This window comes from Streptomyces sp. NPDC003379 (assembly GCF_053589195.1).
In genome coordinates, this window is record NZ_JBSFRK010000007.1 from 105,220 (window position 1) to 129,193 (window position 23,974).

The following is a 23,974-nucleotide window of genomic DNA, read 5'->3' on the forward strand; positions in this document are numbered from 1 at the left end:
GTAGCGCGCCCGCCGCGACATGCGCCACTCCGTCACTCGTACTGATGACAAGGGGAGTTGGCGGGGAGCGGGAGGGGATGGTTGGCAGTTCCTTGGCCGGATTCTTCAGGGGCGTCGAGCCCCACCGTGTCGCGGCGCACCGGGTCGCGGGATGCGTGATCCGGTAGGAGCTGGGCCTTGTGGGTGGGGCGAGGGAGTCACCAGTCGGCCGCACCATCACGCAAGTACAGCGGGCGCTTCTGCTCAAGGGCCCGTATCGCCGCGTCCAGCCGGTGCCGCATTCGCTCCCTGACCAGTTCACGCGCCCTCTCCAGTGGCACGAACGCCGCTTCGGACAGCTCTTGGTCGTGAGGGCGCAACTCCCCGACGTCGTCGAGAGTGCCGCCATCGAAGATGAAGGCGATCTGGTCGTCCCATGGCCCGTGCGGGGCGACCCAGTCCACCACCAGAAGCCCGAGAAGGTCGACCTCCCCTCCCAGTTCCTCCCGCAGTTCGCGCCGGACCGCGTCCTCAGGCGACTCGTTCGCCTCGGCCATGCCTCCCGGCAGATCCCAGCCCGGCTTGTAGGTGGGCTTCACGAGCAGCACACGACCGGCGGGGCCCCGAAGGAGCACATCTGCCGCCACGCGCTTCCGGGCCTGCTTGGCGTTGCCCTCCGCGAGATACGCGTTCCAGGCGTCGGCGTCGGCCGGTGTGGGCCTCATGCAGCGGTGCCTTCCCTGCGCGAGCAAGGTCGTCTGGGTCGAGCTCCACACCAAAGCCGACGACTGTTGCCGACGTACTCACGAATGTATTACTTCTTATACATGAGCGAGCAAGTGCACAACAGGCTGGCGATGGTGCGCGCCGAGCGGAAGGTGTCGCGTCAGAGCCTGGCCGAGGCGGTGGGGGTTCACTACCAGACCATCGGCTACATCGAGCGGGGCCAGTACAACCCGAGCCTCGACCTCGCGTTGAAGATCGCGAAGTTCTTCGAGCTGCCGGTCGAGGCCGTGTTCTCGCTTGAGCCGTTTCGCCCGCTCACCGATCAGGTTTACGGGAGGAACCAGTGATGACGAGCAGTGACCAGCGCCCTATGACGAGTTACGACCGGCGGATGTACCGACTGATGAACCGCCGTGAGGCGGCGCCCTTCCACGCCACCGCCGCGCGCAGGCGTGGGTGGGTCGTCGCACATATCGCCCTGACCGCCGTGAGCGTCGCCGCCTGGCTGGCGGCCGTCGTGGGCGATCAGCGCTGGGCCACGATCACCATGCTCGGCCTGCTGCTGCCGTGGTGCTTCGCGACCGGGGTGATCAACAGTTCTACGCGTGGGCTGCTCGAACTGCGGGTCCGCGCACTTGATGAGCGGCAGCGCGCGGAGAGGAGTCGGGTCGCTGCCCTCGCCCAGCGCGTGATGCTGTGGATGCTGCTGACGGCGACCGTCGGTGCGGGCGCCGCCGCTCTCGCGGGTCTGGAGGTCGAGGGGGTCCTCTTTCCCGTTCTGTTCACCGTCTTCGTCGTGCACTGGCTGATGCCTCTCTGGGTCGCCGGTCTCACCGCGCGTGACGAGATGGACCTCGACGACGACCTCGTAGAGGCGGCCGCACAGTGACACAGCGCACTTTCGGCCATCGAACACGCATGCTTTCGCCTCCGTAGGGCAGGTGCTCCCGGCTGCCGTGAGTGACAGGCGGGGCATATGACAGGAACGGAAGGCAAACGGGACGTGTCCGCACAACACACCATCCATGTGGGCGGAGAGTGGCTGAGCGCCGCCTCCGGCGCCACCCGCGAGATCCTCGACCCGGCCGATGCCAAGCCGTTCGCGCTGATCGCCGAGGGCGGGACCGAGGACGCCGACGCGGCCATCGCCGCCGCGCGCAGGGCCTTCGACGACGGGCCGTGGCCCGCCACGCCCGTCGCCGAGCGTGCCGCCCTGCTCCGCAGGGTCGCCGACCTGCTCATACGCGACCGTGAAGAGATAGGGCTGCTCGAAAGCCGCGACGCGGGCAAGACCCTGGAAGAGGGTCGCGTCGACGTGGACTGTGTCGCCGACGCCTTCCGTTACTTCGCCGACCTCGTGATCGGCGAGGGCGCCGGGCGCGTCGTCGACGCGGGCAGCGACGACATCCACAGCGTCGTCGTGCACGAGCCCATCGGCGTCTGCTCGATGATCACGCCCTGGAACTACCCGCTCCTCCAGGCCAGCTGGAAGGTCGCGCCCGCGCTCGCCGCCGGCAACACCTTCGTCATCAAGCCGAGCGAGATCACGCCGCTGACGACCGTCGCGCTGATCGAGCTGCTCGTCGAGGCGGGGCTCCCCGCCGGTGTCGCGAACATCGTGACCGGGCCCGGCCACACCGTCGGCGCCCGCCTCGCCGACCACCCCGACGTCGACCTGGTCTCCTTCACCGGCGGCCTCCTCTCCGGCACCAAGGTCGCCCAGGCCGCCGCCCTCGGCGTGAAGAAGGTCGCCCTGGAGCTCGGCGGGAAGAACCCCAACGTCGTCTTCGCCGACGCCTGCACCACAGAGGAAGGCTTCGACACCGCCGTCGACCAGGCGCTCAACGCCGCCTTCATCCACAGCGGGCAGGTCTGCTCCGCCGGTGGCCGCCTCATCATCGAGGAGTCCGTCCGCGAGCGCTTCGTGGCCGAACTCGCCCACCGCGCCCAGAAGATCAAGCTCGGGCGCGGCACCGAGGACGGTGTCGAGTGCGGCCCGCTCGTCTCGCGGCAGCAGCGCGAGAAGACCGAGATGTACGTCGCCTCCGCCCTGGAGGAGGGCGCGGTGCTGCGGTCGGGCGGCAAGCGGCCCGAGCCGAGCGACGTCCGGCCCGCCGAGGGCTACTTCTACGAGCCGACCGTGCTCGACCAGTGCCACCGCGAGATGAAGGTCGTACGGGAAGAGGTCTTCGGGCCCGTCCTGACCGTCGAGACCTTCCGTACCGAGGACGAGGCCGTCGCGCTCGCCAACGACACCGAGTACGGCCTCGCGGGCGCCGTGTGGACCAGCGACGCGGGGCGCGGTCGCCGCATGGCCCGCAAGATGCGCCACGGCACCATCTGGATCAACGACTTCCACCCCTACCTGCCGCAGGCGGAGTGGGGCGGCTTCGGCAAGAGCGGCGTCGGGCGCGAGCTCGGTCCCGCGGGACTCGCCGAGTACCGCGAGGCCAAGCACATCTACCAGAACCTGGCGCCGCGTCCGGTCCGCTGGTTCGCGGGCTGAGCCCCGGTACGTACGACCGCTCATTACGCGCAGAACGTTGGAGTAACCGCATGTCCCTGACCGAGTTCGACTACGTCATCGTCGGCGGCGGCACCGCCGGATCGGTGATCGCCTCCCGCCTCACCGAGAACCCGGACGTCACCGTCGCCGTCATCGAGGGCGGCCCCAGCGACATCGACCGCGAGGACGTCCTCACGCTGCGCAAGTGGCTCGGTCTGCTCGGCGGCGAGCTGGACTACGAGTACACGACCACCGAGCAGCCGCGCGGCAACTCCCACATCCTGCACAGCCGTGCCAAGGTGCTCGGCGGCTGCTCCTCGCACAACACCCTGATCTCCTTCAGGCCGCTGCCGTCAGACTGGGACGAGTGGGAGGCGGCGGGCGCGGCCGGCTGGGGCGCCAAGGCCATGGACCCCTACTTCGGCAAGCTGCGCAACAACATCGTGCGCGTCGCCAAGAAGGACCAGAACCAGATCGCCACCGACTGGGTCGAGGCGACGAAGACCGCGCTCGGCGTCCCGGAGGTCGTCGGCTTCAACGACAAGCCCTTCGACGAGGGCGTCGGCTTCTTCGACCTCGCGTACCACCCGGAGAACAACAAGCGCTCCTCCGCGTCCGTCGCCTACCTCCACCCCCACATGGAGGCCGGTGACCGCCCCAACCTCCACCTGTTCCTGGAGACCTGGGCCACCAAGCTGGAGCTGGACGGCAAGACGGCGCGCGGCGTCCACGTGCGGCCGAAGGACGGCGTCGAGCGGCTGCTCACCGCCCGCCGTGAGGTGCTGGTCTGCGCCGGTGCCGTCGACACGCCGCGGCTGCTCATGCACTCGGGCATCGGGCCGAAGAAGGACCTCGAAGCGCTCGGCATCCCGGTCGTCCACGACCTGCCGGGCGTCGGCGAGAACCTCATCGACCACCCCGAGTCGGTCATCGTCTGGGAGACCAACGGGCCGATCCCCGGCAACTCCGCGATGGACTCGGACGCCGGTCTGTTCGTGAAGCGGGACCCGGACCACAAGGGCCCGGACCTGATGTTCCACTTCTACCAGATCCCGTTCACGGACAACCCGGAGCGGCTCGGCTACGAACGTCCGGAGCACGGCGTCTCGATGACGCCGAACATCCCCAAGTCCCGTGCGCGCGGCCGCCTCTATCTGACGTCGCCCGACCCGGAGGTCAAGCCCGCGCTCGACTTCAAGTACTTCGAGTACGACGAGAACGGCGTCGACTACGACGGTCAGACCCTCGTCGACGGCATCAAGCTGGCGCGCAAGGTCGCGCAGGCCGAGCCGTTCAAGAAGTGGCTCAAGCGCGAGGTCTTCCCCGGGCCCGAGGTCACCGACGACGCCGAGATCAGCGAGCTGGTCCGCAAGGCCGCGCACACCGTCTACCACCCGGCCGGCACCTGCCGAATGGGTGCTTCCACTGATGAACTCGCCGTGGTCGACCCGGAGTTGAAGATCCGGGGCGTGGCAGGAATCCGTATCGCGGACGCATCCGTCTTCCCGACGATGCCCGCCGTGAACCCGATGATCGGAGTGCTCATGGTCGGGGAGAAATGTGCCGAGATGCTGGCTGGTGACGGCCGATGAGCGAAGCCACCGTGACGAAGGACGCCGAGGCCGGAGTCGGTGCTTCCGGCGACGGGCCCGTCTTCGCCGTCAAGAACCTCTGGAAGGTCTTCGGGCCCCGGGCCGAGCGCATACCGGACGACACCTCGCTGCACGGCCTGAGCCCCGCCGAACTGCGTGAGCGGACCGGCTGCACGGCCGCGGTGCGGGATGTGTCCTTCGAGGTCAAGAAGGGTGAGGTCTTCGTCGTCATGGGCCTGTCGGGCTCCGGCAAGTCCACCCTCGTACGCTGTCTGACCCGGCTCATCGAGCCGACCTCCGGCGCCATCGCCATCGACGGCGAGGACGTCCTCGCCATGGACAGGTCCCGCCTGCGCGAACTGCGCCGCCACCGCGCCTCCATGGTCTTCCAGCACTTCGGCCTCCTGCCGCACCGCTCGGTCATCGACAACGTCGCGTACGGCCTCGAAGTGCAGGGCGTCGGCAAGGCCGAGCGCCGCGCCAAGGCCCTCGAAGTCGTCGAGAAGGTCGGCCTGGAGGGCCTTGAGCAGCGCAAGCCCGGCCAGCTCTCCGGCGGCCAGCAGCAGCGCGTGGGCCTGGCCCGCGCCCTCGCCGTCGACCCCGAGGTCCTGCTGTTCGACGAGCCGTTCAGCGCCCTCGACCCGCTGATCCGCCGCGACATGCAGGAGGAAGTCGTCCGCCTGCACCGTGAAGAGGGCCGCACGATGGTCTTCATCACCCACGACCTCAGCGAAGCCCTCAAGCTCGGCGACCGCATCGCCCTGATGCGCGACGGCCGCGTCGTCCAGTGCGGCACGCCCGAGGAGATCGTCGGCTCCCCGGCCGACGAGTACGTCCGCGACTTCGTACGCGATGTGGCGCGCGCCGACGTGATGAGCGTACGCAGCGCCATGCGCCCCGCCGCCGACGACGAGGAGAGCCGCGGCGCGGCCCTCGCGCCCGACGCCAAGGTCTCCGAGGCCATCGAGGCCGTCGCCCGCACCGGCGTCCCGGTGCGCGTGATGGACGGCAAGCGGTGCCTCGGCGTGGTGGACCACGCGGGGCTGCTCGCCGTGGTCGCGGGCACCGCGGCCCCCGCGCCAACCGCCCCCGACAAGGGCGAGGTGGTCGCCTGATGACCACCGCCACCGCGTCCGGTCCCGTACGAGATACGGGAATCGGCGCGCTCCTGCGTCACCGTGCCGTCGGCAAGCTCCTGCTGCTCGCCGTCGCCGCCGCCGTCCTCGTGCCGATTCTCAACGCCAAGTGGGCCTCCGGCGCCTGGCCGGACGCCCTCACCGTCGACCTGACCGAGCCGCTGGGCAGGACCACCGACTGGATCATCGACAACCGCGACAGCCACCCGCTGTTCACCTACTTCTTCGGGCACATCAGCAACGCCATCGTGCTCTCCGTACGCGGCGTCTACCTGGTGCTGCTCGCCGCCGGATGGGCCGGGGTCACCGCCGCCGCCGGGCTCGTCGCCTGGCGCGTGGCGGGCGTCAAGCTCGCCGTCACGGCGTCGGCCGCGTTCGCCGTGTGCGGGCTGCTCGGCATGTGGGTGCCGACCATGCAGACGCTCGCCCTGATGATCGTCGCGGTCCTCGCCTCCGTCGTGGTCGGCCTGCTGCTCGGCCTCGCGGGCGGGCTCAACGACCGGGCCTTCCGCGTCCTGCGGCCGGTCCTCGACACCATGCAGGTCCTTCCCGCGTACGCGTATCTGCTGCCGTTCGCCCTCGTCTTCGGCATGGGCGTCCCGGCGGCCGTCCTCGCGACGGTCGTGTACTCGGCCCCGCCCATGGCCCGGCTCACCGCGCTCGGCCTGCGCGGCGCCGACGCCGGCGTGATGGAGGCGGTGGCCTCGCTCGGCGCGACCGGACGCCAGCGCCTGCTCTCCGCGCGGCTGCCCCTCGCCCTCAAGGAACTCCTACTCGGCGTCAACCAGACGATCATGATGGCGCTGTCCATGGCCGTCATCGCCTCGGTGATCGGCGCGGGCGGCCTCGGCGACCGCGTCTACCAGGCGCTCTCCACCGTCGACGTAGGCCAGGCGCTCGCCGCCGGCATCCCGATCGTGCTGCTCGCCGTCGTCCTGGACCGGGTGACCGGCGCCGCGGGCGAGAAGGTGGGCGCGCACGCCGAGGACACGTCGCCGCTCCGCGGCTGGCGCGGCTGGTCCGTCGCCGCCGCCGTGACCGTCGTCGCCGCGCTCGCCGCCCGCTTCGCGGACCGCGTGGACTGGCCGACCGGCTGGGTCGTGAACATCGCCCCGTCGGTCAACACCGCCAAGGACTGGATGGTCGACCACCTCTACACCGGCGTGCCCGTCGTCGGCGGCACCGCCGACTGGGCCGCGAACTTCACCGCGTGGGTCCTCAACCCGGTCAGAGAAGGCATGCAGGGCCTGCCCTGGTGGTCGGTGCTGCTGATCGTCGCCGCGCTCGCCTGGCTGATCGGCACCTGGCAGACCGCGCTGACCGCCGTCGCCGCGATGGGCGCGATCGGCGTACTCGGCGTGTGGGACAAGTCCCTCGACACGCTCTCGCAGGTCCTCGCCGGTGTCGCCGTGACCCTGGTCCTCGGCTTCGCGATCGGCATCGCGGCGTCCCGCAGCACGCGGTTCGAACGCCTGCTCCGCCCGGTGCTCGACGTGTTCCAGACGATGCCGCAGTTCGTGTACCTGATCCCGGTCGTCGCCCTCTTCGGCATCGGCCGCGCCCCCGCGGTCGCCGCGGCCGTCGTCTACGCGCTGCCCGCCGTCATCCGCATCACCACGCAGGGCCTGCGCCAGGTCGACGCCGCCGCGATGGAGTCCTCGCGCTCGCTCGGCGCCACCGGCCGGCAGCAGCTGCGCCAGGTCCAGCTGCCGCTGGCCCGCCCCGCACTCCTGCTCGCCCTCAACCAGGGCGTCGTCCTGGTCCTCGCCGTCGTCGTCATCGGCGGCCTGGTCGGCGGTGGCGCGCTCGGCTACGACGTGGTGTTCGGCATCGCGCAGGGCGATCTGGCGACGGGCCTGGTGGCCGGTGCCGCGATCGTCTGCCTCGGCCTGATGCTCGACCGCGTCACGCAGCCGACGGAACGCCGGGTACGCCGCGCGAAGAAGGGAGCGTGACATGCGAGTTCGTACGCGTGTGATGAGCGCTGTCACGGCGGCCGGCGCGCTCCTCGCGCTCTCCGGCTGCGGTGCCGCCGACATGACCAAGCAGGCGTCGCCGTACGCGAACGCCGCCGGGGCCAAGACGGTGACCCTCTCGGTCCAGTCCTGGGTCGGCGCGCAGGCGGACGTCGCCGTCGCCGAGTACCTGCTGAAGAACGAGCTGGGCTACCGCGTCGACAAGGTCCAGATCGACGAGGTGCCCGCCTGGGACGCCCTCAGCCAGGGCCGCGTCGACGCGATCATGGAGGACTGGGGCCACCCCGACCAGGAACAGCGGTACGTCAAGGACAAGAAGACGATCGTCCCCGGCGGCGACATCGGCGTCACGGGTCACATCGGCTGGTACGTCCCGACGTACTTCGCCAAGAAGCACCCGGACGTCACCGACTGGAAGAACCTCAACAAGTACGCCGACCAGTTCCGCACCTCCGAGAGCGGCGACAAGGGCCAGCTCATGGACGGCTCCCCGTCGTACGTGACGAACGACAAGGCCCTCGTGCAGAACCTGGACCTGGACTACGCGGTCGTCTTCGCGGGATCCGAGGCGGCGCAGATCACCCAGATCGAGCAGTTCGCCAAGCAGAAGAAGCCGTTCCTCACCTACTGGTACAAGCCCCAGTGGCTGTTCGAGAAGGTGCCGATGACGGAGGTGAAGCTGCCCGAGTACAAGGAGGGCTGCGACGCCGACCCGGCCACGATCAAGTGTGCCTATCCGCATACGCCGCTCCAGAAGTACTTCAACGCGGACTTCGCCAAGAACGGGGGCGAGGCCGCGGAGTTCCTGAAGAACTTCAAGTGGTCGGAGGAGGACCAGAACGAGGTCTCCCTGATGATCGCGGACAAGAAGATGTCGCCGGAGGACGCGGCGGAGGCGTGGGTCGCCGACCATGAGGCGAAGTGGCGGGGCTGGCTTCCCAAGTAGGCCGTTCCCGTTGTGGGCACAACGCCACGGTGCCGGGCGCCTTTGGAATGAGGGCCCGGCACCGCCGGTTTCAGGTCAGCTCGTCGGCAATGGCCCGCAGGGCCGACATGCTCCGGTGCAGCAGACCGGGCCCGAATGTCACCCGCGTCGCTCCCAACGCCCCCAGTTCCCGAGGTGAGGGCCCGCCCGCCAGGGCGAGGACGTTCAGCGGCCCCTCGATCCCCGCCCGCAGCGCGGGAACCGCCTCGGGCGGCGCCAGGATCGGGTAGACGCAGTCCGCGCCCGCCGCCACATACAGGCGGGCCCGCTCGATCGCGGCGGACGGCTCCGGGACGCCCCTGACGAACGTATCCACGCGCGCGTTGACGAAGAGCCGGCTCCCCGCCGCGGCCCGCACCTCCGCGAGGAAGTCGGCCTGCTCGGCGGGGTCCCTGAGCGTGCCAGGATCGCCCTTGGCGCCGAAGGAGTCCTCCAGGTTGCAGCCGACCGCGCCGGTCTCCAGGAGCCGGTCCACCAGCTCCGCCGGGGCGAGGCCGTATCCGCTCTCGATGTCCGCGGTGACGGGCACGGAGACGGACCTCGCGATGCGCGCGATCGCCGCGAACATCTCCTCGGACGGCACCTGCCCGTCCTCGTACCCGAGGGACAGCGCGATCCCCGCGCTCGGCGTGGCCAGCGCGGGGCTGCCCGCCTCCTCGAACGTCCGGGCGCTGGCCGCGTCCCAGGGGCCCGGCAGGATCAGCGGGTCACCGGGCGCGCGGTCGTGGTGCAGGGCGCGCAGGGTGTCGACGGCGCTCATGACGCGTGTCCTCCGGGCTCGATGCGGCGGCTCACCATCAGCCGGTTCCAGCTGTTGATGACGGTGATCAGACCGATGAGATGGGCGAGTTCGGGCTCGTCGAAGTGCTTGCTCGCGCGCTCGTAAGTGGCGTCCGGCACGAATCCCTCGGTGAGGACGGTGACCGCCTCGGTCAGGGCGAGGGCCGCGCGCTCACGCTCGCTGAAGAGCGCCCCGGCCTCCTCCCAGGCGTTGAGGAGGGCGATGCGCTTCGGGGTCTCGCCGTTCTTGAGGGCGAGCTCCACATGCATGTCGAGGCAGAACGCGCACGCGTTGATCTGCGAGGCCCGCATCATCACCAGCTCGGCGAGGACCGGGTCGCCGAGACCCCGCTTGGCGGCGGCGCTCAACGCGACCATCGCGGAGCCGACACCCTTGTCCAAGTACGTGGTACGAGCGGTCACTTGACGTCGCCCGCCTTGTAGTGGCCCGGCACCTGGCGCGTCGAGACGCCGAAGCGGTTCCACGCGTTGATGACGGTGATCGCGGCGATGAGCTGGGTCAGCTCCACCTCGTCGAAGTGCGCGGCGGCCCTCTCGTACACCTCGTCCGGCACGAAACCGTCGGTCAGGACGGTGACCGCCTCCGTCAGCTCGATCGCGGCAACCTCCTTGGCGGTGTAGAAGTGCCGCGACTCGTCCCACGCGCTGAGCTGGATGATCCGCTCGACGCTCTCGCCCGCCGCGAGCGCGTCCTTGGTGTGCATGTCCAGACAGAGGGCACAGCGGTTGATCTGCGAGGCGCGGATCTTGACCAGCTCGTAGATCACCGGGTCGAGACCCTTACGGGCCGCCGCGTCGAGCTTGATCATGGCCTTGAAGACCTCGGGGGCGTGCGTGGCCCAGGCGAGGCGGGGGCTGTGCTCGTGGACGTACGCCTTGGCGTTCTCGTTCGTCGTCATGCCTTCGACCCTATGGGCCGGGTAGCCCACCGGTATGGTCCATTTCCATGGGAGAATCCTGGGCCACTCTGGGCGTCGACCTGCACGTGGAGACGGGCGGCGACGCGTCGCGCGACGGCCTGCGCGACGGCGACCGCGACGGCCTGCGCGACGGCGACCGCGACGGCCTGCGCGACGGCGACCGCGACGGCCTGCGCGACGGCGACCGCGGCGGTGTCCGCAACGGCGTACGCAAGGGCCTGACAGACGCCCTGCGCGCGGCGGTGCGCGGTGGCCGGCTCGCCCCCGGCACCCGGCTGCCCTCGTCCCGCTCGCTCGCCGTCGACCTCGGCATCGCGCGGAACACCGTCGCCGACGCGTACGCCGACCTCGTCGCCGAGGGCTGGCTCACCGCCCGCCAGGGCTCGGGCACGCGCGTGGCGGAGCGCCTCATCACGCCGCCGGCGCGGCCCGCGCCGACCCGCAGGCCCGTCGGCGCACCGACGTACGACCTCAGTCCCGGCACCCCCGACCTGGCCTCCTTTCCGCGCGCGGAGTGGCTCAAGGCGGCCCGGCGCGCGCTGTCGGCGGCGCCCAACACCGCACTCGGGTACGACGACCCACGCGGCCGCGTCGAACTGCGGGAGGCCCTCGCCGGCTACCTCGCGCGGGCGCGCGGCGTGCACGCGGACCCCGACCGCGTCGTCATCACCGCCGGGTTCGTGCACGGCCTTTCGATCCTGGGCCGCGTGCTGCGGCAGCGCGGGCTGCGGGAGGTGACCGTGGAGTCGTACGGCCTGGACATCCACTGGAACCTGCTGCACCGCGCGGGTCTGCGGACGGCACCGCTCGACTTCGACGACCTGGGCACCTGTACCGCGGGGCTGGACGCGGGCGCCTCGAAGGCGGTGCTGCTCACGCCCGCGCACCAGTTCCCGATGGGCGTACCGCTGCACCCCGACCGGCGCGCGGCGGCCGTCGACTGGGCGCGGCGCGAGGGCGGCCTGATCCTGGAGGACGACTACGACGGCGAGTTCCGCTACGACCGCCAGCCCGTCGGCGCGCTCCAGGGCCTCGACCCCGAGCGCGTGGTCTACCTCGGCACGGCCAGCAAGTCCCTCGCCCCCGGTCTGCGCCTGGGCTGGATGGTGCTGCCGTCGGGGCTGCGCGACGAAGTCCTCGGCGAGAAGGACGCCGCCGGGTGGTCCTGCGGCACGCTGGACCAGCTGACGCTCGCGGAGTTCATCACCTCCGGTGCGTACGACCGTCATGTGCGCGGCGCCCGCCTGCGGTACCGGCGCCGCCGCGACCACCTCGTGGCGGCCCTCGCCGAACGGTCCCCCGAGACCCGCGCCACGGGTATCGCGGCCGGCCTCCACGCGGTACTCGAACTCCCCCCGGGCACGGAGCGGTCCATCATCCAGGCCGCCAACTGGGAACGTCTCGCCGTCCAGGGGCTCGCCCGCTTCCGTCATCCTCTCGCGGAGGTGCGGCGGCGGGACGCGCTGGTGGTGGGGTACGGGACGCCGGCGGAGCACGCGTGGGCGGGGGCGCTGGAGGCGTTGTGCCGGGTGCTGCCGTGAGGGGTCCGTTTCCACGGCCTGGAGTGGAGCGCCCCGATAGGGGCGCGGGGAACGACGCGATCAGCCACGATGCGTCCGCAGGGGACGGGTGGCCGGGGTGTGCCTGCACGGCTGTAGGAGGGCGAGGGCCCCGAGAGGGGCGCGGGGAACGGCGCGATCAGCCACGATGCGCCCGCAGGGGCTGGTGGCCAGGGCCTGCAGGGCGGTGAGCGTCCGGATAGGGGCGCGGGGAACGGCGCGATCAGCCACGGCGTGCCCGCAGGGGCTGGTGGCCAGGGCCTGCAGGGCGGTGAGCGTCCGGATAGGGGCGCGGGGAACGGCGCGATCAGCCACGATGCGCCCGCAGGGGCTGGTGGCCGGGGACTGCGGGGCCGGGGCCAGTGGGCGGGGCGCGCCGGGCCTGATGGGGGTGCGGTGCCCCGAATCTAGGGGGCACCGCTCCGTACAGCCTCCGGCGCCGCCGCAACCTCCGCCACCGACGGCGCCTCCCCGAACCGCGCCAGCGCCAGCGCCCCGGCGACCGCCACCGCGAAGCCCAGAACAGCCAGCCACCCCAGCCCTTCCCGGGTCAGGTCACCCAGCCACAAGACACCCACCAACGCGGGCCCGATCGTCTCCCCGATCACCATCCCGGCGGTGGCGGCCGTCACCGACCCCCGCTGCAACGCCGACGTCAGCAGCAGAAACGCCGCTCCTCCGCCCACCAGCAGCGCGTACGTCGCCGGATTGGCCAGCAGCGCCCCGGGCGTGACCGAGTCGACGAGCCGTACCGCCACCTCGACCACCCCGAACCCGCACCCCGCGCCGAGGCCCAGCGCCGGCGCCCGCATGCGGTCGGGCAGCCGCCCGGCCACCGCCCCGAGCACCAGCACGGCCACCGCGATGCCGAGCATCACGTACCGCAGCGTCGCGGTCCCGCCATGATCCCCCTCGTCCCCGGACGCGGACCCCAGCATCGCGAGCCCCGCGCAGACCACGCCCACCGCGCCCCACTCGACGCCGCTGAGCCGCACCTGCAGAAGCCGGGCGGCGACCACCGCGGTGACGGCGAGGCTAGCGGCGAGCGCCGCCCCCACGGCGTAGATGGGGAGGGAGCGCAACGCCACGATCTGGAGCAGGAAGCCGAGCCCGTCCAGCACCAGCCCGGCGAGGTAACGCCACTGGCGCAGGGCGCGCAGCAGCAGCGCCGGGTCGACGCCGGACCCGGTGCCCGGCGCGGTGGCGCGCGCGGCGACCGCCTGCAGAACCGAGGCCGTGCCGAAGCAGACCGCTGAGCCGAGAGCGCAAATCATCCCAAGAGACACGAAGTGACTGTAGAGGAAGGCGAGTCAAGGGAGACCCAAGGGAGATCCAGGGGAGGCGGTTGGCAGCGACCATGCCGGTGTACCTACGCTGATCGCCGATCACGTACGCACACGGGGAGCGCTAGTTACATGGCACAGCAGAACACGCAACGACGACGGCTGCGGTCCAGCACGGTCGTCCTCGGCGGCATGGGCGTCCTCGCGGCGGCCCTGACCTCCTGCGGCTCGGAACCGGACCGCCGCTGCGTGGACCGCGACAGCTACGACGGCTTCCTGGGATACAAGATCGTCAGCGACAAGAACTGCAAGGCGGCGACCGCCGGAACCTCCTCCACGGGCAAGGCCCGCAAGACGGGCGCCGGTTCCTACGGCACCGGCAAGACGTCCGGCCGAACCGACCCCGCCTGGTACTACGACGCCGAGGTCGACGGCCGCTACGCCGACTACGGCACGTTCAGCCGCAGTGAGGCCGTGGACCGCGACGGCTTCGGCTGCTCGGGCGGCGGCAGTGGCAGTGGCAGCGGCGGCGGCTGAGCGGACCCGAACCAGACACGGACCCGGACCCGGACGCGTACGACGACATGGAACGCCGCACCATCACCCCCCGCCCCGACTGGCAGCGGACCGTCGAGGACCAGGGGCTCATCTACCCCCTCACGCGCCACCCCGACGACACCCTGCGCCCCTACTGGGACGAGAGCGCGTACTACGTCTTCTCCCTCCCCGAGATCGAGGCGCTGGAGGAGGTCGTCGAGGAACTGCACGCGATGTGCCTGGCCGCCGCCGCGCACATCGTCGAACACGACCGCCTCGCCGACCTCGGCATCACCGACCCGCGCCTGGCGGACGCCGTCACGGAGGCCTGGCACCGCCGCGCCGAACTTCCCTCCCTGTACGGCCGTTTCGACCTGCGCTACGACGGCACGGGCCCGGCCAAGATGCTGGAGTACAACGCCGACACCCCCACCTCCCTCGTCGAGGCTGCGAGCCCGCAGTGGTTCTGGATGGAGGAGCGCTTCCCCGGCGCCGACCAGTGGAACTCCCTCCACGAACGCCTCGTCGACGCCTGGAAGAATCAGGCCGCCCTGCTGCCGCCCGGCGGCCCGCTCTACTTCGCGCACTCCGCCGCCGACGAACTCGGCGAGGACCTGATGACGGTCGCGTACCTGCGCGAGACGGCCGAACAGGCGGGCCTCACCACGGACTCCATCTCCATGGAGGACATCGGCTGGGACCGCCTCTCGCGCCGCTTCGTCGACAAGAAGCTCCGCTTCATGCGGTCCTGCTTCAAGCTCTACCCGTGGGAGTGGCTGACCACGGACCGCTTCGCGCCGCACGTCCTGGAGACCCTCGACAACGGCGGCGGCACCGGCTCCACCCTGTGGATCGAGCCCGCCTGGAAGATGCTCCTCTCCAACAAGGCGCTCCTGGCGGTCCTCTGGGAGCTGTACCCGGGCCACCCGAACCTGCTCCCCGCCTACCTGGACGGCCCGCGCGAACTGGCCCGGGAACGCGGATACGTGACCAAGCCCCTCCTCGGCCGCGAGGGCGCCGGCGTCACGATCCACGAGCCGGGCGTTGCGCACCCGGTCGTGCGGGAAGATGCCTGCTGCTACCAGGAGCTTGCACCGCTGCCCGACTTCGACGGCAACCGCGTCGTCCTCGGAGCGTGGGTCGTCCAGGACGAGGCGGCGGGTCTCGGGATCAGGGAGTCGGCGGGGCTGATCACGGACGAGTACGCGCGGTTTCTTCCGCATGTGATCCTCTGAGGCCCCGGCAGCGACCGGCCGACTGCCGCCCGGCCGCTGCCGTACTAGCCCCGTACTAGGCCTCGTACTAGCCCCGTACTAGTCCGTACTAGTCCGTACTAGTCCGTACTAGATCCGTACGAGCATCTTGCCGGTGTTGGCGCCGCGCAGCACTCCGAGGAAGGCCTCCGGGGCCCGGTCGATGCCGTCGACGACGGTCTGTTCGGTGCGCAGCGTGCCGTCGGCGAGCAGCGGTGCCGCCCGGCCGATCCACTCCGGGAACAGGTCGAAGTGGCTGGTGACAAGCATGCCGCGCAGCGTCGCCTCCTGCTTGGCGGCCTGGAAGAGGTTGTCGGGGCCGGGCGCGGGCGCGGTGGCGTTGTACGTGCTGATGGCGCCGACCAGCGCGATGCGGCCGCCGGGCCGGATGGCGCCGATCGCGGCCTGCAGATGGTCACCGCCGACCGAGTCGAGATAGACGTCCACGCCGTCGGGCGCCGCCTGCGCGAGCTGCTCGGGCAGGCCGCCCGCGCGGTAGTCGATGGCGGCGTCGTACCCGAAGGAGTCGAGCAGCTTCTTCGTCTTCGCCGGGCCACCGGCCGAGCCGATCACCCGGGAGGCACCGAGTTCGCGGGCGATCTGCCCCGCCACGCTGCCGACCGCCCCGGCCGCGGCGGACACGAAGACGACGTCGCCCTCGCGCACCGGTGCGGTGCGGGTCAGCGCGGCGTACGCCGTCAGTCCCGTCGTGCCGAGCGGGCCGAGGTAGGCGGCGGCCGGGGCGAGCGAGGTGTCGACGACCGTCGCGGCGGCGGCGTCAAGGACGGCGTACTCCCGCCATCCGAGGAAGTGCGACACGGTCGCGCCGACGGGGACCTCGGGGGCGTTGGACGCGACGACCTCGCCGACCGCACTGCCGTCGAGCGGGGCGCCCAGCTGGAACGGCGGCATGTAGGACGGCGCGTCATCCATGCGGCCCCGCATGTACGGATCCACGGACATCCAGGTATTGCGGACCAGGATCTGCCCCTCGCCCGGCTCGTCGGTGACCTGGGTGGTCGCCAGCTCGAAGTCCGCGGGGGCGGGCTCGCCGACGGGGCGGGCGGCGAGACGGATTTCGCGGGAGGCGGGCATGGTGACTCCTGGGGGCTGGGCCCGGCTCGGCGGCTTGCGCCTCGGGCCGGTGGACTTCGTGACCGCGGGGTCGCTGTCACGGGAACCACCGTGCCGGGAGGTGCGCACGGAACGCTGACGGTCCACGCACGGCGGCTCTTCAGGGGCGCACGGCGTGGGCGGACCGCAGGCAGGAGGGCGTACCGCCACGTCATACGGCGTGGCCCCCGATTAACGTAACCGCATGCGATTCGAGGTGCTTGGCCCGCTGATGGTGCGCGCGCAGGACGGGACGGCTGTGCCCGCCCCGGAGCCGAAGGTGCGCGCGCTGCTCGCCGCGCTCCTCGTACGGGCAGGCCGCCCGGTCCCGGTGGACACCCTGGTCGACGACCTCTGGGGCGACAGGGTGGTCCCGTCGTCCCCCGCCAACTCCCTCCAGACGAAGGTCTCCCAGCTGCGCCGCGCGCTGGAGGCGGCGGAACCGGGCGGCCGCGCACTCGTGGCGTACGGCCCCGCCGGATACGAGCTGCGGGTCCCGCCCGAAGACGTGGACGCCGCCCGTTTCGCTGCGCTGACCTCACGCGCGTACGAGTCGGACGCGGACGACGTCCGTACGAGAGTGTCGCTCCTGACCGACGCGTTGGCGCTGTGGCGGGGGCCCGCGTACGCCGACTTCCGCGACGCCGCGTTCGCGCGCGAGGCGGTCTCGCGGCTGGAGGAACAGCGCCTCACGGCCCAGGAGACGCTGGCCGAGCTCCGCCTCGACCTGGGCGAACATGGTTCGCTGGCGGACGAGTTGGCGTCCTTGGTCGCGCGCGAGCCACTGCGTGAGCGGCTGCGCGCCGCCCATCTGCGCGCCCTGTACCGGTCCGGCCGCCCGGCCGAGGCCCTGGACTCCTACCACGACCTGCGCCTGCGCCTCGCCGACGAACTCGGCATCGACCCCGGCCCCGAACTCGCCGCCCTGCACGAGGCGATGCTGCGCCAGGACCCGAGCCTCGCGGCGCCGACCACGGCACACGCCGCTCCCCCCGCCGTCACGGCGGAACGCCCCCTGACGAACCTGCCCGCCCCGGCCACGGACCTCGTCGGCCGCGAACCGGCGGTCGCCCGCGTACGCGACCTGATCCGAACCGCCCGCCTGGTCACGCTCACGGGCCCCGGCGGCGTCGGCAAAACCCGCCTCGCCCTGGAATCGGCGACCGGCCTGACGGCAGACTTCCCCGACGGCATCTGGCTGGCGGAGTTCGCGGGAACGCGCGGCGAGGTGGTGTCCACGGTGGCGGCGGCACTGGGCATCCGTGATGACGGGGTGGTGTTGGGCGTCCCGGGCGTCCGCGACGATGCGGCGGCGGGGGCGGAGTCGGCGCGGGCGGCGGTGCCGGGCGGGCGCGATGGCGGGGTGGGGCTGGGCGTCCCCGGCGTTCGCGACGTTCGCGACGATGCGGTGGTGCCGGGCGGGCGCGATGGCGGGGTGGGGCTGGGCGTCCCCGGCGTCCCCGGCGTCCCCGGCGTTCGCGACGATGCGGTGGTGCCGGGCGTGCGCGACGGCGGGGTGGGGCTGGGCATCCGCGATGACGGGGTGGTGCCGGGCGTCCCCGGCGTTCGCGACGATGCGGCGGCTGAGCAGTGGCTCGGTCGGGCCCTGGCCGGTCGACGGCTTCTCCTCGTCCTTGACAACTGCGAGCACCTTCTGGGCCCCGTCGCCGACATGGCCACCGCACTCCTGCGCCATGCCCCGCACGTACGGATCCTCGCCACCAGCCAGGAACCCCTCGCCCTCTCCGGCGAGACCCTGGAAGCCGTCGCTCCGCTCGGCGAGCAGGAGGCGCTGCGGCTCTTCGCGACCCGCGCCGCGGCCGCCGCGCCCGGCTTCACCCTGGACGACGGGAACCGGGAGGCCGCCGCCCTGATCTGCCGCCGCTTGGACGGCATCCCCCTGGCCGTCGAACTGGCCGCCACCCGCGTACGCGCCCTCGGCGTACACGCCCTCGCCGACCGGCTGCACGACCGGTTCCGCCTCCTGAACCAGGCCCGCCGCGACGCCCCGGCCCGCCAGCGGACCCTGCGCGCGATGATCGACTGGAGCTGGGAACTCCTGACACCCCCGGAACGCCGTGCCCTACGCCAACTAGCGGTCTTCCAAGGCGGCTTCACCCTGGCCGGTGCGGAGGAGGTCATACCGACCCCGACGGAGAAGGCATCGCCCTACGCCCCGGAACAGACCGCCCCGGAACAGACTGCCCCGGAACAGACCGCCCCGGCGCAGCCCGATCTGGAGGGCGACGGCGACACCCTCGACCTGATCACCCGCCTCGTGGACCGTTCCCTCCTCGCCCCGGTCACGGACGCGAGAGACCCGCGTGACCACCACGCCGAGCCGCCCGAGATCCGCTACCGCATGCTCGAATCCGTCACCGCCTACAGCCTCGAACGCCTTGACGACGCCGCCGAGACCCCCACCCTGCGCCGCCGCCACGCCCACTACTTCGCCACCTTCGCCGAACGCGCGGCCACCGCCCTGCGCGGCCCCGACCAGCGGAGCTGGCTGCGGCGCCTGGACCGCGAGACGGTGAACCTGCGCACCGCACTGGAGTGGTCCGTCACGGACGCCGACGCCGCGACCGCCCTGCGCCTGGTCAACGCCCAGACGTGGTACTGGTTCCTACGCGGCCGCCTGCGCGAAGCCATGCGCTCCCTGGACATGGCCCTGAACCTGCCCCTGCCCACGCAGTCGACCACCGCCGAGAGCCCGGCAACCATCGCCGAAGACACGGCGCTCGGCGCAGGCGCAGTCACAGCCGAAGTCACAGCCGCAGCCTCGGCGGCCGACGCCTCTGAACTGCCCCCGCGAGGAACCGACCCCGGGAAGCCCCCGGCGGACGACACGGCCCTCCCATCGGCCCGCACCGCCGCCGCCTCCGCGCACGCGGCCTTCGCCCTGCTGACCGGCGAGGACGCCTGCGCGCACGGCCGGACGTGCGAGCGCGGGCCCACCACCCCCGCCGACGCACGTTCTCGCTGGCTGCTCGCCTTCGCGCGGTGCGGGTTCGACCACACGCCGGATGAGGCCGCCCGCGTGGACGCGCTGCTCGCGGAGTTCCGCGCCGCGGGCGACCGCTGGGGCGAGGCCGCCACGCTCTCCACCCGTGCCACCCGCGCCCTCTACCGCGGCGACCTCCTCGCCCTGCGCCGCGACGCCACCCGCAGCGCCGCACTCTTCGCCGAACTCGGCGACCGCTGGGGCCAACTGCAGTCCTCCGAACAGCTCGGCGTACTCGCCGAAATCGCCGCCGACTACGACACGGCGGCCCGGCTCCAGCACGACGGCATGCGCGGCGCCGAGGAGCTCGAACTCTGGACGGACGTCTCCTTCCGCCTCTCCCGACTCGGCCGCCTGGCACTCCTGACCGGCGACGACCCCGCCGCCACGGACTTCCACACACGCGCGGCCCGCCTCGCCGCGCAGCAGACGCACCGCCCCGCCCAACAGTTCGCCGAGACAGGCCTCGCCATCGGCGCCCGCCACCGCGGCGACCTCGACACGGCCGAGGAACTCCTCCTCCCCTGGCTCGACTTCAACCGCCGCTTCGGCGTCGACTCCGGCACGGCCCTGATCCTCGCCCACCTCGGCTACGTCGCCGAACAGCGCGGTGACCCGGGCCGCGCGGAGCACCTCCATCGCGAGGGCCTGGCCGTGGCCCGCACGACGGGGGACGAGCGTGCCGTGGCCCTGGCCCTGGAAGGTCTCGCGGGCGCCAGATCCCTGGCCGGCGACCACGCCTACGCCGTCGGCCTCCTCGGCACGGCCGCCAGAATCCGCGAGGCGACCGGCGCCCCACTGCCCCCGGCGGAACGCACCGACACCGACCGCGCCGCCCGACGCTGCCGCTCGGCCCTGAGCGACGCCGCCTTCAAAGCGGCATACGAGAAGGGAGCAGACGCCTGACCCCTAACTGAGTACTGCCCGCAGCTGATCCAACCCCCAGTCCAGATCCTCCTTACTGATCACCAGCGGGGGAGCGAGGCGAATCGTCGCGCCGTGCGTGTCCTTGACCAGCACCCCGCGATCCATCAGCTTCTCGGACACCTCCCGACCCGTGCCGTATGACGGGGCGATGTCCACGCCCGCCCACAGCCCACGCCCCCGCACCTCCGTCACCTTTCCGGTCCCGGTCAGCAGCCCCAGCTCGGCGTGCAGATGCTCACCCAGCTCCGTGGCCCGCTCCTGGAACTCACCCGTCGACAGCATGGCGATCACCTCCAGCCCCACGGCGCAGGCGAGGGGGTTGCCGCCGAACGTCGACCCGTGCTCGCCCGGCTTGAACACCCCGAGCACATCCGCGTCGGCGACCACCGCCGACACCGGCACGACCCCGCCCCCGAGCGCCTTGCCCAGCACATACACATCCGGCACCACGCCCTCGTGCTCACACGCGAACGTACGTCCCGTCCGGCCGAGCCCCGACTGGATCTCGTCCGCCATGAAGAGCACCCCGCGCTCCCGGGTCAGCTCCCTGACCCCCGCCAGATACCCGGCGGGCGGCACCAGCACCCCGGCCTCGCCCTGGATCGGCTCCAGCAGCACCGCCACGGTGTCGTCGGTGACCGCGGCCCGCAGCGCCGCCAGGTCCCCGTACGGCACGATCTCGAACCCCGGGGTGTACGGCCCGAAGTCCGCCCGTGCCTCCGCGTCCGTGGAGAAGCTGACGATGGTCGTGGTCCGGCCGTGGAAGTTGTCGGAGGCGACGACGATCCTCGCCCGCCCGTCCGGCACGCCCTTGACCCTGTACCCCCATTTCCGCGCGGTCTTCACGGCCGTCTCGACGGCCTCCGCGCCGGTGTTCATCGGCAGCACCATGTCCTTGCCGCACAGCTCCGCCAGGCGTGTACAGAACTCGGCGAACCGGTCGTGGTGGAAGGCGCGCGACGTGAGCGTCACGCGATCCAGCTGTGCCTTGGCCGCGTCGATCAGGCGGCGGTTGCCGTGCCCGAAGTTGAGCGCGGAGTACCCGGCGAGCATGTCGAGGTAGCGGCGCCCCTCGACATCGGTCATCCACGCACCCTCGGCCGAGGTGACCACGATGGGCAGCGGGTGGTAGTTGTGCGCGCTGTGCGCCTCCGCCGAGGCGATGAACCGACCGGTGACCGAACCGGCGCCCGCTCCAGCGGCCGATGAGGGCGATGCAGGTGATGCAGGTGATGCAGGTGATGCAGGTGATGCAGGTGATGAGGATGGTGGCTGCGGTGACGAAGATGACGCAAACGGGGATGACATAGTCGACACGGGGTCTCCGTTCGTCCTGCGGCATGGCGCGATTGCGGCGGCCGGGTTGGCCCGGTTGGCCGAGTCGGCCGACTCGGCCGACTCGCCCACGTTCTATCGTCGCTCGCATCGCGGGCGAAGAAACCTGCCACAACGGCGTGCCCGCTATGGTGGCCCCAACAGCACGGCGACTGGCGCACGGGGAACGAACCCCGAGGAAGCCGTGCGAGGCAGAACCTTCGAGGTGCCGCCCGCCTGGGCACCCCGGGACCACGACCGGACACTTACCGCTCGCCCCGGAGGACGCCATGACTCTCCCTTCCTCTCCCTCTCACCACCACCCCGCCCTCGCCGCCGAGGACCCGGAACTCGCCGCCCTCATCGGCGCCGAGGAACAGCTCCAGGCCGACACCCTGCGGCTGATCCCCAGCGAGAACTACGTCTCCTCCGCGGTCCTCGAAGCCTCCGGCACCGTCCTGCAGAACAAGTACAGCGAGGGCTACCCGGGCCGCCGTTACTACGAGGGCCAGCAGAACATCGACCCCGTCGAGCGCCTGGCCATCGCCCGCGCCAAGGACGTCTTCGGCGTCGAGCACGCCAACGTCCAGCCCTACTCCGGCTCCCCGGCCAACCTCGCCGTCTACCTCGCCTTCGCCGAGCCCGGCGACACCGTGATGGGCATGGCCCTGCCCATGGGCGGCCACCTCACCCACGGCTGGGGCGTCTCCGCCACCGGCAAGTGGTTCCAGGGCGTGCAGTACGGCGTACGCCAGGACACCGGGCTCATCGACCTCGACGAGGTCCGTGACCTCGCCCTCAAGGAACGCCCCAAGCTGATCTTCTGCGGCGGCACGGCCCTCCCTCGCACCATCGACTTCGCCGCCTTCGCCGAGATCGCCCGCGAGGCCGGTTCCGTACTGGTCGCGGACATCGCGCACATCGCCGGTCTGATCGCGGGCGGCGCCCACCCCTCACCGGTGCCGCACGCCGACGTGATCTCCACAACCACCCACAAGACCCTGCGCGGCCCGCGCGGCGCGATGCTCATGTCTCGCGAGGAGCACGCCAAGGCCATCGACAAGGCGGTCTTCCCGGGCTTGCAGGGCGGCCCGCACAACCAGACCACCGCGGCCATCGCGGTCGCCCTCCACGAGGCGTCCACGTCCTCCTTCCGCGACTACGCCCACGCGGTCGTCGCCAACGCCAAGGCCCTGGCCGAGGCGCTGCTCGCTCGCGGCTTCGACCTGGTCTCCGGCGGCACCGACAACCACCTGATCCTGATGGACCTCACCCCCAAGGACGTCCCGGGCAAGGTCGCCGCCAAGGCCCTGGACCGGGCCGGGATCGTCGTCAACTACAACACCGTGCCGTTCGACCCCAGGAAGCCGTTCGACCCCTCGGGTGTCCGCATCGGCACCCCCTCCCTCACCTCCCGTGGTCTCGGCACCGAGCACATGGCGACCGTCGCCGACTGGATCGACCGCGGTGTCGCCGCCGCCGGCACCGGTGACGAGGAGGCGCTGACGAAGATCAGGGCCGAGGTCGCCGACCTGATGGCCGCCCACCCGGCCCCGGGTCTGCCGACGGACTGACCCCCGCCTCACTCCCGGCGCCAGGACACCTCCTGGATGTCCACCAACTCCTGCCGGGGGCCCGGATCTTCCTCCTGGGGCCCCCGGCGTCGGAGCAGCAGCATCCCGGCGACCCCCACGACCGCGCCGCCCGCCGCGCCGGACATCGCCCAACGCCAGCCCGTGCTGTCGTCGTACACGGGGCCCGCCTCCTGGTCGGCGGCGCGCGAAGGGCTGGTCTCCTCCTCGGGCTCCGACCACGCGGGCGGCGGTATCCCGGCGCTGCCGTTCTTCGAGGCCTTGCCGAGCATCCCGATGTCCTTCAGCAGCGCGCGCAGCCGAGCCGGGTCCTCGGCCTTGTGCCAGGAGCCGTCCATGGTCTCCATGTCCATCGATGTGTGGATCCATATGTCCTGGGCGGCGCCCGTGTCCCTCGTCGGCTTCGTCCTCGGATAGACGTGGTCCACCCGGCCCGGCTGCACGTCGTGGAGCAACCAGGTCACGTTGATCTGCCGGGTTCCGTTCCCCACCTCCAGGCCCGGTGGCATGTCGCTCTGGCCCCGATTCGGGGCGCCGAGCAGGGACTGCAACGCGCCGAACTCTCCGTCGGTGCTGTCGAGCGCCTTGGTCTGCCCGCTCTCGGGCGAAGCCACCAGCACGCTCGTCACCCCGCCCGCCGCTGCCTGCGGTGCGCTCACCAGGACCACCGCCGCGCCCGTCGCGAGCGCCGCCAGCCGCCTCACCATCCGCATGTCGATCCCCCAGCCGCCCGTCGGCGCGGTCCCTCCGCACCGATTCACTTCTGGTACA

General features: G+C 71.7%; 20 protein-coding genes and 1 riboswitch. Of the genes, 12 read left to right on the forward strand and 8 right to left on the reverse strand.

All coding sequences use genetic code 11. The features are described from left to right. Positions 1 to 197: 197 nt before the first annotated feature. On the reverse strand, positions 198 to 704 hold the full coding sequence (locus tag ACWDVB_RS08850; protein ID WP_451514870.1) for an NUDIX domain-containing protein: 507 nt from the start codon (positions 702 to 704) through the stop codon (positions 198 to 200). Positions 705 to 806: 102 nt separating this feature from the next. Here ACWDVB_RS08850 and ACWDVB_RS08855 point away from each other — a divergent pair, with 102 nt between their 5' ends. From ACWDVB_RS08855 to ACWDVB_RS08885, 7 genes are all read left to right on the forward strand, one after another. Beyond that, complete coding sequence (locus tag ACWDVB_RS08855) at positions 807 to 1,052, forward strand: helix-turn-helix transcriptional regulator (RefSeq protein WP_451514871.1); 246 nt, start codon at positions 807 to 809, stop codon at positions 1,050 to 1,052. Beyond that, complete coding sequence (locus ACWDVB_RS08860; RefSeq protein ID WP_451514872.1) at positions 1,052 to 1,594, forward strand: hypothetical protein; 543 nt, start codon at positions 1,052 to 1,054, stop codon at positions 1,592 to 1,594. The genes ACWDVB_RS08855 and ACWDVB_RS08860 overlap by 1 nt, the downstream gene beginning before the upstream one ends. Before the next feature lie 87 nt (positions 1,595 to 1,681). Beyond that, a complete protein-coding gene (locus ACWDVB_RS08865) occupies positions 1,682 to 3,211 on the forward strand; it encodes an aldehyde dehydrogenase family protein (RefSeq protein WP_451514873.1) in 1,530 nt (509 codons plus the stop codon). A gap of 56 nt (positions 3,212 to 3,267) precedes the next feature. Continuing rightward, a complete protein-coding gene (locus tag ACWDVB_RS08870; protein ID WP_451515026.1) occupies positions 3,268 to 4,803 on the forward strand; it encodes a GMC family oxidoreductase in 1,536 nt (511 codons plus the stop codon). Beyond that, entirely contained in the window at positions 4,800 to 5,918 is a 1,119-nt protein-coding gene (locus ACWDVB_RS08875) for a quaternary amine ABC transporter ATP-binding protein (RefSeq protein WP_451514874.1), read from the forward strand. Before ACWDVB_RS08870 ends, ACWDVB_RS08875 begins: the two co-directional genes overlap by 4 nt. After that, positions 5,918 to 7,894 (forward strand): ABC transporter permease, encoded by a 1,977-nt coding sequence (locus tag ACWDVB_RS08880; RefSeq protein WP_451514875.1) that lies wholly within the window; start codon positions 5,918 to 5,920, stop codon positions 7,892 to 7,894. Before ACWDVB_RS08875 ends, ACWDVB_RS08880 begins: the two co-directional genes overlap by 1 nt. Position 7,895: 1 nt before the next feature. Further along, on the forward strand, positions 7,896 to 8,861 hold the full coding sequence (locus tag ACWDVB_RS08885) for a glycine betaine ABC transporter substrate-binding protein (protein ID WP_451514876.1): 966 nt from the start codon (positions 7,896 to 7,898) through the stop codon (positions 8,859 to 8,861). Positions 8,862 to 8,931: 70 nt separating this feature from the next. Here ACWDVB_RS08885 and ACWDVB_RS08890 read toward each other — a convergent pair whose 3' ends face one another. From ACWDVB_RS08890 to ACWDVB_RS08900, 3 genes are read right to left on the reverse strand one after another with little or no spacing between them, the layout of a single operon-like run. After that, the gene (locus ACWDVB_RS08890) at positions 8,932 to 9,660 is read right to left on the reverse strand and encodes an isocitrate lyase/PEP mutase family protein (RefSeq protein WP_451514877.1); all 729 of its coding nucleotides are present in this window, start codon (positions 9,658 to 9,660) and stop codon (positions 8,932 to 8,934) included. Then, the gene (locus ACWDVB_RS08895) at positions 9,657 to 10,103 is read right to left on the reverse strand and encodes a carboxymuconolactone decarboxylase family protein (protein ID WP_451514878.1); all 447 of its coding nucleotides are present in this window, start codon (positions 10,101 to 10,103) and stop codon (positions 9,657 to 9,659) included. The genes ACWDVB_RS08890 and ACWDVB_RS08895 overlap by 4 nt, the downstream gene beginning before the upstream one ends. Next, positions 10,100 to 10,600, reverse strand: coding sequence for a carboxymuconolactone decarboxylase family protein (locus tag ACWDVB_RS08900; RefSeq protein ID WP_451514879.1), 501 nt, complete (start codon positions 10,598 to 10,600; stop codon positions 10,100 to 10,102). Before ACWDVB_RS08900 ends, ACWDVB_RS08895 begins: the two co-directional genes overlap by 4 nt. A gap of 47 nt (positions 10,601 to 10,647) precedes the next feature. Between ACWDVB_RS08900 and pdxR the strand changes: the two genes are divergently transcribed. Further along, positions 10,648 to 12,162 carry a MocR-like pyridoxine biosynthesis transcription factor PdxR gene (gene pdxR, locus ACWDVB_RS08905; RefSeq protein ID WP_451514880.1) on the forward strand — a complete coding sequence of 505 codons (1,515 nt, stop codon included), beginning with the start codon at positions 10,648 to 10,650 and terminating at the stop codon, positions 12,160 to 12,162. A gap of 425 nt (positions 12,163 to 12,587) precedes the next feature. Here the strand turns inward: pdxR and ACWDVB_RS08910 are convergent, their stop codons facing one another. Beyond that, positions 12,588 to 13,454, reverse strand: coding sequence for a hypothetical protein (locus ACWDVB_RS08910; RefSeq protein WP_451515027.1), 867 nt, complete (start codon positions 13,452 to 13,454; stop codon positions 12,588 to 12,590). Between the two features lie 141 nt (positions 13,455 to 13,595). Here ACWDVB_RS08910 and ACWDVB_RS08915 point away from each other — a divergent pair, with 141 nt between their 5' ends. Both ACWDVB_RS08915 and ACWDVB_RS08920 read left to right on the forward strand, forming a co-directional pair. Further along, positions 13,596 to 14,000: a hypothetical protein gene (locus ACWDVB_RS08915; RefSeq protein WP_451514881.1), complete on the forward strand. Its 405-nt coding sequence runs from the start codon at positions 13,596 to 13,598 to the stop codon at positions 13,998 to 14,000. Positions 14,001 to 14,047: 47 nt separating this feature from the next. Next, on the forward strand, positions 14,048 to 15,235 hold the full coding sequence (locus ACWDVB_RS08920) for a glutathionylspermidine synthase family protein (RefSeq protein WP_451514882.1): 1,188 nt from the start codon (positions 14,048 to 14,050) through the stop codon (positions 15,233 to 15,235). Positions 15,236 to 15,343: 108 nt separating this feature from the next. Here the strand turns inward: ACWDVB_RS08920 and ACWDVB_RS08925 are convergent, their stop codons facing one another. Beyond that, positions 15,344 to 16,348 carry an NADP-dependent oxidoreductase gene (locus ACWDVB_RS08925; protein WP_451514883.1) on the reverse strand — a complete coding sequence of 335 codons (1,005 nt, stop codon included), beginning with the start codon at positions 16,346 to 16,348 and terminating at the stop codon, positions 15,344 to 15,346. A 223-nt stretch (positions 16,349 to 16,571) separates the two neighbouring features. Here ACWDVB_RS08925 and ACWDVB_RS08930 point away from each other — a divergent pair, with 223 nt between their 5' ends. Next, positions 16,572 to 20,276 (forward strand): BTAD domain-containing putative transcriptional regulator, encoded by a 3,705-nt coding sequence (locus tag ACWDVB_RS08930; RefSeq protein WP_451514884.1) that lies wholly within the window; start codon positions 16,572 to 16,574, stop codon positions 20,274 to 20,276. 3 nt (positions 20,277 to 20,279) lie between these two features. Here ACWDVB_RS08930 and rocD read toward each other — a convergent pair whose 3' ends face one another. Further along, positions 20,280 to 21,461: an ornithine--oxo-acid transaminase gene (gene rocD / locus ACWDVB_RS08935; protein ID WP_451515028.1), complete on the reverse strand. Its 1,182-nt coding sequence runs from the start codon at positions 21,459 to 21,461 to the stop codon at positions 20,280 to 20,282. 309 nt (positions 21,462 to 21,770) lie between these two features. Further along, positions 21,771 to 21,861, forward strand: a riboswitch (ZMP/ZTP riboswitch). A 40-nt stretch (positions 21,862 to 21,901) separates the two neighbouring features. Between rocD and ACWDVB_RS08940 the strand changes: the two genes are divergently transcribed. Next, a complete protein-coding gene (locus tag ACWDVB_RS08940) occupies positions 21,902 to 23,185 on the forward strand; it encodes a serine hydroxymethyltransferase (protein WP_451514885.1) in 1,284 nt (427 codons plus the stop codon). 8 nt (positions 23,186 to 23,193) lie between these two features. Here ACWDVB_RS08940 and ACWDVB_RS08945 read toward each other — a convergent pair whose 3' ends face one another. Further along, entirely contained in the window at positions 23,194 to 23,916 is a 723-nt protein-coding gene (locus ACWDVB_RS08945; protein ID WP_451514886.1) for a hypothetical protein, read from the reverse strand. Between the last annotated feature and the right edge of the window lie 58 nt (positions 23,917 to 23,974).

Excerpts from the sequence above, each read along its gene's own strand:
- ACWDVB_RS08850 (WP_451514870.1), bottom strand. The coding sequence starts at position 704 with ATGAGGCCCACACCGGCCGACGCCGACGCCTGGAACGCGTATCTCGCG.
- ACWDVB_RS08855 (WP_451514871.1), top strand. The coding sequence starts at position 807 with ATGAGCGAGCAAGTGCACAACAGGCTGGCGATGGTGCGCGCCGAGCGG.
- ACWDVB_RS08860 (WP_451514872.1), top strand. The coding sequence starts at position 1,052 with ATGACGAGCAGTGACCAGCGCCCTATGACGAGTTACGACCGGCGGATG.
- ACWDVB_RS08865 (WP_451514873.1), top strand. The coding sequence starts at position 1,682 with ATGACAGGAACGGAAGGCAAACGGGACGTGTCCGCACAACACACCATC.
- ACWDVB_RS08875 (WP_451514874.1), top strand. The coding sequence starts at position 4,800 with ATGAGCGAAGCCACCGTGACGAAGGACGCCGAGGCCGGAGTCGGTGCT.
- ACWDVB_RS08880 (WP_451514875.1), top strand. The coding sequence starts at position 5,918 with ATGACCACCGCCACCGCGTCCGGTCCCGTACGAGATACGGGAATCGGC.
- ACWDVB_RS08885 (WP_451514876.1), top strand. The coding sequence starts at position 7,896 with ATGCGAGTTCGTACGCGTGTGATGAGCGCTGTCACGGCGGCCGGCGCG.
- ACWDVB_RS08890 (WP_451514877.1), bottom strand. The coding sequence starts at position 9,660 with ATGAGCGCCGTCGACACCCTGCGCGCCCTGCACCACGACCGCGCGCCC.
- ACWDVB_RS08900 (WP_451514879.1), bottom strand. The coding sequence starts at position 10,600 with ATGACGACGAACGAGAACGCCAAGGCGTACGTCCACGAGCACAGCCCC.
- pdxR (WP_451514880.1), top strand. The coding sequence starts at position 10,648 with ATGGGAGAATCCTGGGCCACTCTGGGCGTCGACCTGCACGTGGAGACG.
- ACWDVB_RS08910 (WP_451515027.1), bottom strand. The coding sequence starts at position 13,454 with ATGATTTGCGCTCTCGGCTCAGCGGTCTGCTTCGGCACGGCCTCGGTT.
- ACWDVB_RS08915 (WP_451514881.1), top strand. The coding sequence starts at position 13,596 with ATGGCACAGCAGAACACGCAACGACGACGGCTGCGGTCCAGCACGGTC.
- ACWDVB_RS08920 (WP_451514882.1), top strand. The coding sequence starts at position 14,048 with ATGGAACGCCGCACCATCACCCCCCGCCCCGACTGGCAGCGGACCGTC.
- ACWDVB_RS08925 (WP_451514883.1), bottom strand. The coding sequence starts at position 16,348 with ATGCCCGCCTCCCGCGAAATCCGTCTCGCCGCCCGCCCCGTCGGCGAG.
- ACWDVB_RS08930 (WP_451514884.1), top strand. The coding sequence starts at position 16,572 with ATGCGATTCGAGGTGCTTGGCCCGCTGATGGTGCGCGCGCAGGACGGG.
- ACWDVB_RS08940 (WP_451514885.1), top strand. The coding sequence starts at position 21,902 with ATGACTCTCCCTTCCTCTCCCTCTCACCACCACCCCGCCCTCGCCGCC.
- ACWDVB_RS08945 (WP_451514886.1), bottom strand. The coding sequence starts at position 23,916 with ATGCGGATGGTGAGGCGGCTGGCGGCGCTCGCGACGGGCGCGGCGGTG.